This window comes from Eubacterium sp. MSJ-13, from assembly GCF_018918235.1.
Taxonomy (GTDB): domain Bacteria; phylum Bacillota; class Clostridia; order Lachnospirales; family Lachnospiraceae; genus Butyribacter.
This window is the reverse complement of the sequence record NZ_JAHLQE010000135.1, coordinates 1-13,800: the sequence shown is the minus strand read 5'-3', so window position 1 is coordinate 13,800 and position 13,800 is coordinate 1. Positions and strand designations below refer to the sequence as shown.

The following is a 13,800-nucleotide window of genomic DNA, read 5'->3' as shown; positions in this document are numbered from 1 at the left end:
AGAATTATTAGCGGTTTTGAACTATCAAAAAGTACACTTTTTGATAGTTCATTTTTTATTAAATACAAAAACAAAAAAGGATAATGACCATTTGAGACTTTAACCTCTCAACAATCATTATCCTTTTTATATACTTTATTTGATAAAAAATATTTTCACTTTATAATAATCGCAACAATATCGTAGCAATTTCAAACTTCAAATATCATCTTCTAAATTATGCCAATTCCTTTATAAAGCTCTCAATCCTGTCAAGTCCTTTCTCAATCTGCTCAATAGATATAGCATAAGAAAGGCGGAAACAATCAGGGAATCCGAAGTCTGCACATGGTACGATTGCCGTATTATACTCATTGATAAGTATGTCTGCCATCTGTGGAACACTTTCTATTTTAGTTCCCTTATATGACTTTCCGAGTACCGCACTACCGTCTACGAATACATAAAATGCTCCCATTGGCTCAAGTGTATCAAGAAGCGGCATATCGCAGATTCTCTTATACATATATTTGCGGCGTTTATCAAATTCAGCGTGCATTTTCTCTACTGAATCCTGTGGGCCTGTAAGGGCTTCTACTGCTGCCTTCTGTGCGATAGAATTCGGATTTGATGTCTGGTGGCTCTGTACGCTTCCCATCATCTTTGCGATTTCTTTTGATGAACCTGTATAACCGATTCTCCATCCTGTCATCGCATAGCTCTTTGCAAGTCCGCTACATGTGATAGTTCTGTCATATATGTCTTTTCCAAGTGATGCAATACTTATATGTTTCTGCTCTCCATAAACAAGCATCTCATACATTTCATCTGCTACTACATAGAAGTCTTTTTCTACTGCAACTTTTGCTATGGCACGAAGTTCTTCTTCTGTGTAAAGCATTCCTGTTGGATTGTTTGGTGTATTTAATACAAGTGCCTTTGTCTTGTCTGTTACTGCTGCCGCAAGATCCTCTGCTGTAAGTTTGAAGTTCTGCTCTTTTGTTGTCGTAACGATAACAGGCACTCCACCTGCAAGTTTTACTATCTCAGGATAACTGAGCCAGAATGGTGCAGGGATGATAACCTCATCACCAGGATTTAAGAGTGCAGTAAATATATTTGTAAGTGAATGTTTTCCACCATTGCTTATAACTATCTGATCCGGAGCATAATCAAGTCCGTTAAATTCCTTAAATTTTTTAGATATAGCTTCTTTTAATTCATTTGTTCCTGAAGCTGGTGTGTACTTTGTAAAACCGTCTTTAATAGCTTTGATAGCTGCTTCACAGATGTTTTCAGGTGTGTTGAAATCAGGTTCGCCTGCTCCAAATCCAACTACATCTTTTCCCTGTGCCTTAAGTTCTTTCGCTTTCGCTGTAATTGCAAGAGTTGACGAAGGTTTAACTGCTGCTGCTTTCTTTGATAATTCTAATGACATGTCTCTAACCTCATTCCTGCGACTTTATCGCATAAGTAATTTAATATTTTATTTTTACGCCTGTATCATAAATATCATCAAATGAAATCTATTCATGATACAATTGTAATTATCTCACAATACATATATGTGCGTCAATATATATGTTAACAATTATATCAAAAAAATATACCTTAAAATTGTAAAAATTAACAAAAACTTTACAATTTCAAGGTATAATAATGTGATTTTATGTTTATTCTTAATTTTCTTAATTCTTAAAACTATGTATAGGTGCCGGAATCCTTCCACCTCTGTTTACAAATTCGCTGCAGTCAAACTGATTTACAGGCATTACAGGTGCATATCCTAACAATCCTCCAAACTCTACCATCTCTCCGACTTTCTTTCCCGGAACAGGTATAAGCCTTGCCGCCGTTGTTTTCTGGTTTATCATTCCGATAGCCATCTCATCTGCAATGATTCCCGCTATTGTCTCCGGCTTTGTGTCTCCCGGTATCGCTACCATGTCAAGTCCAACTGAGCAGACACATGTCATGGCCTCAAGCTTTTCAAGCGTGAGTGCTCCATCCTGAACGGCATTTATCATTCCCTGATCCTCACTTACAGGGATAAATGCTCCGCTCAGACCTCCTACATATGAAGATGCCATTACGCCGCCTTTTTTAACCTGATCGTTTAGCATTGCCAGTGCTGCTGTAGTTCCCGGTGCTCCTGCTCTCTCAAGTCCCATCTCCTCGAAGATATCTGCGATACTGTCTCCGATTGCAGGTGTAGGTGCGAGTGAGAGGTCGATTATTCCAAATGGTATGTCAAGTCTCTTTGATGCCTCGAGTGCAACAAGCTGACCTACTCTCGTAATCTTAAATGCAGTCTTTTTAATCTTTTCGCAGAGTGCTCCAAAGTCAAGTCCGTGAGCCGATTCAAGTGCTTTTCTCATAACACCTGGTCCACTTACTCCTACATTTATTATCTCATCAGCTTCAGTTACACCGTGGAATGCTCCTGCCATAAACGGATTATCGTCAGGTGCATTACAGAATACAACAAGTTTTGCACATCCATTACAGTCACAGTCAACTGTTATATCAGCAGTCTCACGGACAATGTCACCCATAAGTCTTACAGCATCCATATTTAATCCTGTTTTTGTTGAGCCGACATTTACTGAACTGCACACGAAGTCTGTAGCCTTAAGAGCCTCAGGAATCGAACGGATAAGAAGCTCATCACTCTTTGTCATTCCCTTTGAGACAAGTGCAGAATATCCACCGATAAAGTTTACACCGACTTCCTTTGCAGCTTTGTCAAGTGTTTTTGCTATCGTCACATAATCCTCAGGTGTTTTACATGCAGAACCTCCGATAAGTGCAATAGGTGTAACCGATATTCTCTTGTTTACGATAGGAATACCATATTCAAGTTCGATAGCTTTTCCTGTAGGAACAAGGTCTTTTGCAACAGTTGTTATACGGTTATATATTTTCTCATTTAATCTGTCAAGATCATCATCTATACAATTTAAAAGGCTTATACCAAGTGTAATTGTTCTTACATCAAGGTTTTCCTTCTCGATCATATCATTAGTTTCTTTAACTTCTGCTATATTTATCATACTAACCCTCATTTCTGCACACGTTTTTTGTGCATATCGAGTTTGTGTCAAGTGTGCGCAGACACAAATCTTGGGTGTGAAAAATCTTGCATATATGGATTTTTCACACTAACCTCTTTCTGAGGAGCTTGTACCCCTCCTGATACAGGCAAGTCCACAATCACCACTTATCGCTCTACGCAATAGAAATGGGGGACTTCCTTGATAATGTTAAATTCTGTGCATCTTATCAAAAATATCCTCACGCTGAGCCTTTATCGTACAGCCCATATCCTCGCCAATCTTTTCAAGGTCACTGTTAAATCCTGCAAAGTCTGTTTTACACTCTGCCACATCAGCAATCATCATCATATTGAAAAATCCGCCTACGATAGTCTGTGAAATATCAAGAATGTTTACATTGTTCTCTGCAAGATATGTACATACTTTTGCGATAATACCAACACTGTCCTTACCTACTACTGTTATAACTGTTTTTTTCATTTTATCTATCCCTCATTTCTGCACACATTTTTATGTATAGTGTGAAATATAATGTATTTTACACCTAAGATTTGTGTCAAGTGTGCACAGGCACAAATCTTAGGTATTAAAATTTTCACACCTTTATCTTAAAGCACGACCATTTTGGACGGCTCGTCTCTCTTTGCTACCGACAGGTCAAAACTAAGTTCTTTTAATCCCATCTCCTCCCACAACTGACATTTTACTGCTTCAAATGCAAGCTGTGGATAGTTGTTTTCCTTTGACAAATGTGCAAGAAAGGCATATTTTAAATTTTTATTTATCACCCTGCACAACAGACTTCCTGAGTCTTCATTTGATAAGTGACCGTATTCACCCAATATTCTCCGCTTAAGCTGATATGGATATCTTCCTGCCTCCAGCATACTTATATCATGATTAGCTTCTATAAAAAGTACATCTGTATCTTTTAAGTGGTCTATCGTATAATCGTCATACTTTCCAAGGTCAGTCGCTATGCTTGCCTTATGACCTTCCGCAGTAAGTGTATACCCGACAGGATCTGCGGCATCATGTGATGTTGAAAATGGCATTACTGTTATCCCGCCCATAGCTACCGGTTCATCGGCGTGTACCTCAAAAAGATGGTTCATCGAGATAACACCTTTTTTGTCCTTGAGTCTTATGGCATCAAGTGTTCCGCCAGTCGCATAGACGGGCGTGTCAAACATCTTGACCATCATATTTATCCCCTGAATATGGTCACTGTGTTCATGTGTTACAAATATCCCGTTTAACTGTTCAGGAGCGACACCTATCTTTTTAAGTCCTTCAACTATCCTTTTGCGGCTCACTCCCGCATCTATCAAAATGTTCGTGTCACCACTGCCAACATAGGTACAGTTTCCACTGCTGCCGCTGGCAATACTGCATACTCTCATAACTACCTCATTTCTCTACTATATCCCATCTTTTAGTCCTCGTTCTCACACATAGCAAGTTTGTGCAAAGCACAAATCTTGAGTGTGAAAATTTTAATTTTCACACTACCCACTGTATCACAACAACATCTCCATCATTTACTGGTGTCATAAAGTCTCCATGTACACCATTCACCGATGTTTCAAGATGATCGCCGTGGGCTACTGATGTATCGACAGGATAAAAATCAAGTACATCTACAAGAATATATTTTTCTTTTCCTTTCATGATAACTGTGTCACCATTTACAGTAACGGTAATATCATGTCCTCCTGTCTGTCCGTTCTTGGCAGCCAGTACATGATTTGTTTCATCATCTGACTGTCCTGTCACTGCCTCATCCGTTTGCTGTTCTGTACCATCTGTATCACCTGAGATATTTTGATTTTCTGCACCATCTGTATCGCCCGTGGCATTTTCCTGTTCCCCGGCAGTTTCTCCTCCGGTACTGTGGGTTTCAATATCCTGCATGTCAGAAGTTTTATCTTTCTCCTGTACTTCTGCAGCATCTTTTGTAACATTCATTTCATTGTCAGCTACAATGTCATCTGAAGTCATGTCTACAACTTCCTCTGTCACTTCCATACTGCTGACACTTTCTGAGTCAATCAACTCATCTTCATCATCACTTATCGCAGAATCATCTTTCTCACTTAAACCTGTAATACCAGAACCATCTGTTTCTGATTTTTCCTCAATATCCTCTATTGAATAAACTGTTTCCTCCGGAAATTCAGGTTCTCCATACATCTCAAAAAGTTCTGTATAATTAGGTTCTTCCTTCTTAATTTCACATAATATAGAAAAATTGTCATAAACCTTTGTGTCCATATCAGCAGGCACATTGTTTACATAAACTTTTCCACAATATATTATATCCATAAATTCAAGAACCTGTTTCAATGTATAATAATCCTGAAATTCTATCGCATCACCGTCTTTGATACCATAAAAACCAGATACAAACTCTCCGTTTACTATAACAAATCTCGGACATAAGACCTCTTTCTTATTGAAAGTAAATTTAATCGTGGCTTTATATTCAGGTATATCTTCGATTTCAAGTTCAGCATCTTGACCTGCCGTAGACGGCTTTATGTCTATCTTTGCATTCTGTGTGACTGGCGTATTCATACCAACTTCTACACCATTCATCTTTATTACACTTGATTCTCCCTGCTTACCTCTAAGCATCCTCTTTTCGCCGTTTACCGTATAGATAATGCTTTTTCCTCTCTTAGGGAACAAGTCTTCATTTGGAAATCCAACATTTAATGCCGCATCTATAACTGTCAGTTTTCCATTGTCATATAATTTGATTCTCTCATCATTTATGTTTACAAAGATAAAATTATTCCTCTGCTCATAGAAGTTCAAGCATATACCAACAGGTGTTACGAGAAGTGAATCTACTTTGATATCATCCTGCATAAATGTAATATTGCCCATAACTTCTGAACCTCTGAGTGCAACCCTCTCTTTTGGAAGTTCAAGAAATTCTGCAAGACTTTCAACAAACCCTCTTATCTTGCCGCCACCACCGACTACAAATACAGCACTTACTGATTTTCCACCGTTCAGCTCTATAATCTTTTCAGCGACACTTTTAGTGATTGAATATACCGTATCTTTTACTACTTCTGCTATCTCATCAGAAGATACCTTATAAGGCAGACCCATGATATCACTAAACTCAACCTCATCCTGCTCTGTACTTTTGCACTTCAATGCATCAGCCTCATTAAAGTCGGTCAGATAATGCTTTGCAAGACACTCCGTAATCTCATCTCCGGCACTTGGTATCATGCCATATGCAATGATACTTCCATCCTTCGTAATAGAAATATCTGATGTTCCTGCACCCACATCGACAAGTGCGATATTAAGCAGTCTGAATCTCTCAGGTATAGCCACATTTATAGCTGCAATAGGCTCCAATGTAAGATTTGCCACATAAAGCCCAGCTCTCTCAACCGCTGCATAAAGACCGTCAACTACTTCATCAGGAAGGAATGTAGCGATAAGCTCACATGAAATCTTATTACACTTATGTCCCTCAAGATTTGTTATCGCATAACCGTTCTGATAATAATGTTTAACTGAATATCCGACACAGTAAAACTTTATATCGTCACTTTGTTTCTCTTCTCTTAATTTTTCATATGCATTTTCAACACCGAGCATATCAAGGGTATATATATTTTCTGTCGTAACTACTGTTTCAGCGTTAAAATCAATCTCCGCCTCTGCCTCCACTGTCATAAGTACACGGCCGGCTGCTGCTATACAGACATCTTTATATATACGACCTGTCATCTGCTCAAGCCTTTCACGAATCTCACTTATGGTAGATGCCACCATATTTATATCATGTATCTGACCATCCATCATCGCCCTTGTCTCATGTTCCTTCGATGTCTGAGCAACTACGGTGAATCCTTTTGTATCACGGTAACCGACTGTTCCCACAATGCTTCTGGTTCCTATATCAAGACCAAAAACAAGCTGTTCCGGGACACCTTCCATATTCACTTTCTTTATCTCGACATTTTCTGCCTCATCTATCACTATGGAACCCCCTTAATTATCACAATTATCAGTATTTTACCAAATAAATTATTATAATACAAGTCTTAAAGATGCATGAAAGGGATATGTCCAGTTCCATATCCCTTTCATCATCTTAGTTTTTTTGATAATATTTTGAACAAAATATCACAAAAACATATTTTTTATTTAACTTTCACCTTACAGAATTTAACTTTCTCTTGCTGGGTGCTGTATACAGCAATAACCGCTGTTCCTTTTTTCTTTGCATGCACTACTCCTGCTGCATCAACCTCAGCAACCTTTTTGTTTGAAGAATCAAAACATATGTTAGGATTGTATACTTTTGCAGGCAGAAGTGTAACATCTAATTTCTGTGACTTGCCCTTTTTCAAGGTCATATTTGTCTTGCTTAACTTAAAGTCCTTAAACGCTGTCATTTCGTCCCACGAAATTACATGTACCTTACATTTTACTGCCTTTAATCCCTTTATTTTGGCAGTTATCGTGCAAACTCCCTTTTTTTGTACAGCAGTTACAACACCATCACTGACTGTTGCTATATTTTTATCAGATGTGCTCCATTTTATTTCAGGTGCAACTGCACCAAGCGGCTGAATACTATATTTAAGGTTATACTCATCATAAGTAGTCATATATACATCTTTGTACTGGAACACCATACTTTTAAGTTTATTAGCTTTTGTTTTCTTTTTCCATTTTGCATATAATGTTACATTTTTACTGCTAAATGAAGAATCCTCTGCAAATTTCGTCTCATATGCTTTTCCATCTATCTTCTGCTTATAATACCATCCATTAAAATAATATCCCTTTTTAGCCGGATCCTTAGGCAGATTATTTTGAATTCCCTGTACATAATCTACAGTTGCATACTTCTTTCCATCAACCTTAAATGTAAGTTTTGCACCTGAAGTAAATGAATCTATAGACGATATATTTTTATCTATCCAGTCAATTCTTTCACGTATCCACTTTTTAAATCTTGTTTCTTCACTGTCATATGTCACATTATTCTGTGATGTTCCAGACAAATCACCTATCAGCTCCTGTACCTTTGTACCATCAATCATCGCATTCAAATCATAATTACCTGCAAAAAAATCATCTTCATAATTATTTGAATACATTTTGTTTACATAATAATTTGCTTTCTGTGAAGCGTACTGTTTCTTTGAATATGTATCAATAACTCCTCCGTCTTTTATCCCTTCAAGAAGTTTTTCTTTTATATACGGCCATCTTGCAACAAATTTATCCCTGAATTTTTCATTTGTAAATAATTTTGTAAACCACTGATTTCTTGACAAGTATAATCCTTCGACATTATTTCCATCAGTAAACTCAGTTGCCCCCCATGCCACATAATCAAAATCCCAAAGAGGTCCCCAGTAAAGCTTCCCATTTCTCTTTTTATAAAGATATGTGCTTCCTGAACCAAAAGCATCTCCATTTAAAGAAAACTCCTGCACCCAATAATAATCTATCGCTGAGTCAACATCCAGATACTCATCATACGAAACACCATTGCTATCCTTAAAATTCTTTCCAAAAATGGCATTTTCAGTCTGCTGCACATAGTCTGAGATATATTTATACTGTTCATCATTTTTATAGTCTTCAAAATCAGGACTTTCTATTGCAAATGTCATTCCTTTTTCTGTGTTTATATTTAATCTGTCACTCTCCTGCTCACATGCCAGCAAATATCCCCCTGTTATGGCAGAACCGGTTGTTACTGCTTTTGATTCATCATCAGCAGCAAGATCATCAATATTTACTCTGCTTTTTCCGACTCTAACCTGTTCACACAGATAATAACTTCCAAGATACTCACCATTCATAACAACATTGACAAACTCACACTTTGGAGTAAATTCAAGTCCTATCGCATCACCAAGCCAGTATGTAAACTTGTTTCTAAGCATGGTTACATCATAATAGTTTGCTAACAGTATCCAATGCTTGTTCGCACCCATGCCCAAAAGATCAGCTTTTTTATCAAGTTTGAATTTATAAGGTCTCTTGCTAGGTCCCCATGTAGAATTTCCCCTTCCCCTTATATACTCAAGCTCATATGTTGCTGTTTTAAGTTCCTTGTCAGTGTATTCAGACTTATAGCCCTCTGGTATATCAAGTGTGATATTTCCATAACACTCCGTCTGATGAGTTGTATCACCGTTCATTGATGCTATCGGAGTCTGTGATTCATCAATATCAACATCTACCGTTGGTATATCTTCATCAAGGAAAAACATATACTGCAACAGCACATTAAGATCCTTTCCTGTATAATCTTTGTCATCATTGTCAGTTACTCTGAATGAAACTTCATGTTTACCACTGATATTACCCGCATTGAACTTTACGCATTTGTTATCTTTTAAATTCCATACATTTTTTCTGCTCTGATTCGATAACTTAATATCTGCAAAACTCTCAGCAGAATCATCAAGATAAAATGAAATGCTTATATTCCTCTTTCTCTCAGCCAGTCCCGAAAAAACAAGATATCTGCTCTTCTCATTAAAATCAATCTTTTTACCTATGGTAAATTTAGTCTTTTCAACCTCCTCAGTCTTTCCGCTGACCATCAGTGCCGATGTCTTTTCATGCTTGGCAAGAACAACATTGCTATTGTCAATGCCCAAGAGCTTATCATCGTATAACTCAGAAAAATCAGTCTTATCATCAGACTTAATGTCATCTGTCGTAGTGCTCTCCTGTTTCCTGTCATTTTCCCTCGTATCTACAGCTTTAACTGTTTTAGAATAACTTCCGCTTCCAAATACTGTTACCAGTGACATAGTAGCAGCCATAGCCATAGCTATGATTTTTTTCTTTTTCCTCAAAAAAAACACTCCTTTCAAACATATGCCGGTGTCATTTATCATAATCAGCATATCCCACCTTAATATAAGAAATATAATCAAATATGTTCCTTAAATAACATGGTAACACAGACACATTTTTGACACAATATGTTTGAAAGAAATGTAAGTAATTCTTAAATATTTATATGTTTTCTATCTGCCAGTCTATCGGTTCTAATCCATTCTTTTCAAGGAACTCATTTGTCTGGCTGAAATGCCGGCAGCCAAAAAATCCTCTGTAAGCTGACAGCGGGCTTGGATGCGGTGCTTTCAGTATAAGATGTTTTGGATTAGTCAGCATAGGTATCTTACTCTGCGCTGGTCTTCCCCACAAAAGATACACTATAGGTCTGTCCTGTTCATTTACGGCATTTATAACAGCATCCGTAAACTGTTCCCATCCTCTGTTCTGATGTGAATTTGCCTGATGAGCCCTTACCGTAAGAACTGTGTTTAACATAAGTACTCCCTGATCAGCCCATTTTTTGAGGTATCCGTTATTCGGTATATAACAGCCGAGATCATCCTGAAGTTCCTTGTAGATATTTTGAAGTGACGGCGGTATCTCTTTCTGACTTGGCGGCACTGAAAAACTCAGCCCATGTGCCTGATTTACATTGTGATACGGATCCTGTCCTAAAATCACGACTTTTACTTTTGACAACGGTGTAAAGTGAAATGCATTAAATATATCATCTGCCGGCGGATATACAACAACTCTGCTGTACTCTGCCTTAACAAATTCAAACAAGTCTCTGTAATATGGTTTGGCAAACTCCGGTTTCAATGCCGGAAGCCAGTCATTATCAATCATTCCCATAACTTTCTTCCTCTTTTCTGTAAATATTCATTGAGAAATACATTACTGATTGCAGATTATCTTTTAAACATAATATATCCCAAACAATTATGAATATTGCAAAGTTTACTATAAAATGTGTTTAAAGTCTGACACTAATTCCCTCATCTCTAAGATACTGTTTTACCTCATTTATCTCAAGCTCTTTATAGTGGAAAAGCGACGCTGCAAGCACTGCATCCGCATTTCCTTCGGTAAACGCTTCCTTAAAATGTTCCAGCTTTCCGGCTCCTCCCGATGCGATAACAGGTATATTTACATTATCGGAAACAGTTCTTGTAAGTTCAATGTCATATCCGTCTTTTGTTCCGTCACAATCCATACTTGTGAGCAATATCTCACCGGCACCGAGTTCGTATGCTTTCATCGCCCACTCAACAGCATCTATACCCATATCAACACGGCCGCCGTTTTTAAAGATGTTCCAGCCTTTTCCATCCTCTCTCCTCTTGGCATCAATGGCAACAACTACACACTGACTTCCAAATTTCATTGCAGCCTCTGATATGAGTTCGGGATTTAAAATGGCAGCAGAGTTTACTGCGACCTTATCAGCTCCCTCTCTTAAAACAGCCTTAAAATCATCAACCGTTCTTATTCCGCCACCGACTGTAAATGGAATGAATACAGTTTCTGCAACCCGCCTTACCATATCTATCTTTGTCGCTCTCGCATCAGAAGATGCCGTTATGTCAAGAAACACCAGTTCATCCGCACCCGCTTTTCCATAAGCCGCACCAACCGTAACCGGATCACCCGCATCTTTTAGATCCACAAAATTTACACCCTTAACCACTCTGCCGTTATTTACATCCAAACATGGAATTATTCTCTTTGTAAACATATATCTACCAAGCCTTTCTTTATAATTCACAAAAATTCTTTAGTATCTGCAATCCAACATCACCGCTTTTTTCCGGATGAAACTGACAGGCAAATATATTGTCATGCTCAACAGATGCATGAACATGTGTGATGTACTCGGTAGTTGCTGCAACATCATTTTCGTTTTCCGCCTGAAGATAATATGAATGTACAAAGTACACATATGAATTATCAGAAACTCCTTTGAAAAGTCTGCTTCCATCTTTTATCTTAATCGAATTCCATCCCATGTGAGGAATCTTAAATCCTTCTTTTTCAGGAAATTTAACTATCTTTCCGGGAAGAAGCCCAAGACCTTTTACACCAGGTCCTTCCTCGCTGCTCTCAAACATAAGCTGAAGTCCGAGACAGATTCCTAAAAACGGTTTATTTTCCTTAACTATCTCATGTATAACCTCAACCAGACCAAATTTGTGAAGTTTCTCCATAGCATCACCGAAAGCACCCACTCCCGGCAGGATAACTTTATCCGCTTTAAGAAGCTCATCCCTGTCTCTTGTGACTACACACTTCTCACCGAGATATAACAAAGCTTTCTCAACGCTCTTAAGATTTCCTGCATCATAATCTATTATTGCTATCATATTCTAAATTCCTTTCAAATCAGGCATTTTCCCAATGCCTGCGTACATTTCAAACAGTCCTTACTGTCATTTCGTTACTTTTTTGTATGTTTTGTTACATCTCATTACACATTGTAATTAGTAAATAATTAGTATGCTAAAATTTGTACTAATTAGCTGTTAGCTGCTTTGCTACAGCATTGATTTGTGCAAGCTGTTCAGCTCCTGGTTTCACATCGACATAGTTATCCATCGTTGTGGCTATATTACCATGTCCCAATATGTATTGAAGTGTTTTAGGTGGTAAATACTGCATATTCGTAGCAAATGTATGTCTGCAAATATGGGGTTCAAATTTACGAATAGGATTATCTGGATTCGCATTATTAAACCTTTTGATACAGTTCTGTAGATATTCTTCTACATGACCTCTTACAATCGTTCTTCTACTTCGTGTTGCAAGAAATACAAATCCTTCATATGCATTACCTTGTTCATCGTAACATACAGGTTCTATATCGCCTTTTAAATAGCGATTCTTAATAATACGCTGGAAACTTTCATCCACACCATCTGTCATAGGAATGATTCTTTCGCCATTCGTTGTTTTTGTGGGCAGTACAACATGAGTATGATTGATACATTGTAGTTGTTTGTCAACCACTACCATTCGATTATCCATATCAATGTTATCAAGTGTAAGACCACATAATTCTGACGCTCTTAATCCACTCCAAAACAACACATATAACATATCATAACAATGTGAACTGTGCGTATCTTTTGAGCAAAAATCAAGAAATCGGTTCATATCTTCTACTGATAGAGCTTCCATCTTTTTGCTGTCGCTCCTGTCTGTAGTAATGCGTCTGAATGGGTTCTTTGCCACATAATCATAGTCTAAAGCATATTCAAAGGTTCTTTTTATCAAACTAATCTGTGTCTGAATAGATGAACCTCTATACTTTTTCTTCATATCAGCAAGCCATTCTTCACAATGTTCTGGTCTGATCTTGCCAATTTCCATATAACCTAGCTTATATTGTTTCAGCGTGTTTACTGTTACATTGTAACCAACTTTGGTATTGTGTGCTAACTTCTTTCTATTGTATAGAGAATTGAGGTATCTATCCACTACTTCTAACAGTGTGAGTTTAGCACCATCAACATCTATGTTGTTTTCGAGATATGCGTTTATTTCAGCCTCCTTTTCACGCAAACTCTTTGACGATCTCTTACCCTTCGGTAATTGGTCTGTCATTTCAAGCCTATATGAACTAATAACCCTTTCTTTCCCGAAGCAATCTTTGTAGTGATATTCATATCTCTTTGTTTTCGGGTTGTAATACTCGTTAGGTCTTAATGTTTTTCTCGTAGGCTTGTTCTTTTCTGAGGTAGTTTTGTTTGCCATTCTTTAGCCTCCTTAAATCAGAAGTGCCTCGAATGCATACCACATTTGATTGTAGCACATTCAAGGCACATTGTCCATTTTTTAAATCTGTTCCACATTATCAATAGTAACAGTTCAGCCATAAAATGAACAACTGGATATAGCACCGGCTAGAAAATAGCCG

General features: G+C 37.7%; 10 protein-coding genes. All 10 read right to left on the bottom strand.

Translation table 11 applies throughout. The features are described 5' to 3' along the window. Positions 1 to 217: 217 nt before the first annotated feature. Positions 218 to 1,417, bottom strand: a complete 1,200-nt coding sequence (locus KQI69_RS08355) for a pyridoxal phosphate-dependent aminotransferase (RefSeq protein WP_216564922.1) — start codon at positions 1,415 to 1,417, stop codon at positions 218 to 220. Between the two features lie 250 nt (positions 1,418 to 1,667). After that, a complete protein-coding gene (locus tag KQI69_RS08350; RefSeq protein WP_216564921.1) occupies positions 1,668 to 3,032 on the bottom strand; it encodes a PFL family protein in 1,365 nt (454 codons plus the stop codon). A gap of 210 nt (positions 3,033 to 3,242) precedes the next feature. Then, positions 3,243 to 3,515 (bottom strand): ACT domain-containing protein, encoded by a 273-nt coding sequence (locus KQI69_RS08345; protein ID WP_216564920.1) that lies wholly within the window; start codon positions 3,513 to 3,515, stop codon positions 3,243 to 3,245. Between the two features lie 128 nt (positions 3,516 to 3,643). Further along, on the bottom strand, positions 3,644 to 4,438 hold the full coding sequence (locus KQI69_RS08340) for an MBL fold metallo-hydrolase (RefSeq protein WP_216564919.1): 795 nt from the start codon (positions 4,436 to 4,438) through the stop codon (positions 3,644 to 3,646). Between the two features lie 100 nt (positions 4,439 to 4,538). Further along, entirely contained in the window at positions 4,539 to 7,046 is a 2,508-nt protein-coding gene (locus tag KQI69_RS08335) for a cell division FtsA domain-containing protein (protein ID WP_216564918.1), read from the bottom strand. 164 nt (positions 7,047 to 7,210) lie between these two features. After that, positions 7,211 to 9,898, bottom strand: a complete 2,688-nt coding sequence (locus KQI69_RS08330) for a CotH kinase family protein (protein ID WP_216564917.1) — start codon at positions 9,896 to 9,898, stop codon at positions 7,211 to 7,213. Between the two features lie 163 nt (positions 9,899 to 10,061). Then, a complete protein-coding gene (locus KQI69_RS08325) occupies positions 10,062 to 10,739 on the bottom strand; it encodes a uracil-DNA glycosylase (protein WP_216564916.1) in 678 nt (225 codons plus the stop codon). 121 nt (positions 10,740 to 10,860) lie between these two features. Then, complete coding sequence (gene hisF / locus KQI69_RS08320) at positions 10,861 to 11,622, bottom strand: imidazole glycerol phosphate synthase subunit HisF (RefSeq protein ID WP_216564923.1); 762 nt, start codon at positions 11,620 to 11,622, stop codon at positions 10,861 to 10,863. 19 nt (positions 11,623 to 11,641) lie between these two features. Then, a complete protein-coding gene (gene hisH, locus KQI69_RS08315; protein WP_216564915.1) occupies positions 11,642 to 12,247 on the bottom strand; it encodes an imidazole glycerol phosphate synthase subunit HisH in 606 nt (201 codons plus the stop codon). Positions 12,248 to 12,395: 148 nt separating this feature from the next. Then, complete coding sequence (locus KQI69_RS08310; protein ID WP_216564914.1) at positions 12,396 to 13,637, bottom strand: tyrosine-type recombinase/integrase; 1,242 nt, start codon at positions 13,635 to 13,637, stop codon at positions 12,396 to 12,398. Positions 13,638 to 13,800: the final 163 nt, after the last annotated feature.

Bases quoted from the DNA above. Each gene is read 5' to 3' on its own strand.
- hisH (WP_216564915.1), bottom strand. From the start codon at position 12,247: ATGATAGCAATAATAGATTATGATGCAGGAAATCTTAAGAGCGTTGAG.
- KQI69_RS08355 (WP_216564922.1), bottom strand. From the start codon at position 1,417: ATGTCATTAGAATTATCAAAGAAAGCAGCAGCAGTTAAACCTTCGTCA.
- KQI69_RS08350 (WP_216564921.1), bottom strand. From the start codon at position 3,032: ATGATAAATATAGCAGAAGTTAAAGAAACTAATGATATGATCGAGAAG.
- hisF (WP_216564923.1), bottom strand. From the start codon at position 11,622: ATGTTTACAAAGAGAATAATTCCATGTTTGGATGTAAATAACGGCAGA.
- KQI69_RS08310 (WP_216564914.1), bottom strand. From the start codon at position 13,637: ATGGCAAACAAAACTACCTCAGAAAAGAACAAGCCTACGAGAAAAACA.
- KQI69_RS08340 (WP_216564919.1), bottom strand. From the start codon at position 4,438: ATGAGAGTATGCAGTATTGCCAGCGGCAGCAGTGGAAACTGTACCTAT.
- KQI69_RS08325 (WP_216564916.1), bottom strand. From the start codon at position 10,739: ATGGGAATGATTGATAATGACTGGCTTCCGGCATTGAAACCGGAGTTT.
- KQI69_RS08345 (WP_216564920.1), bottom strand. From the start codon at position 3,515: ATGAAAAAAACAGTTATAACAGTAGTAGGTAAGGACAGTGTTGGTATT.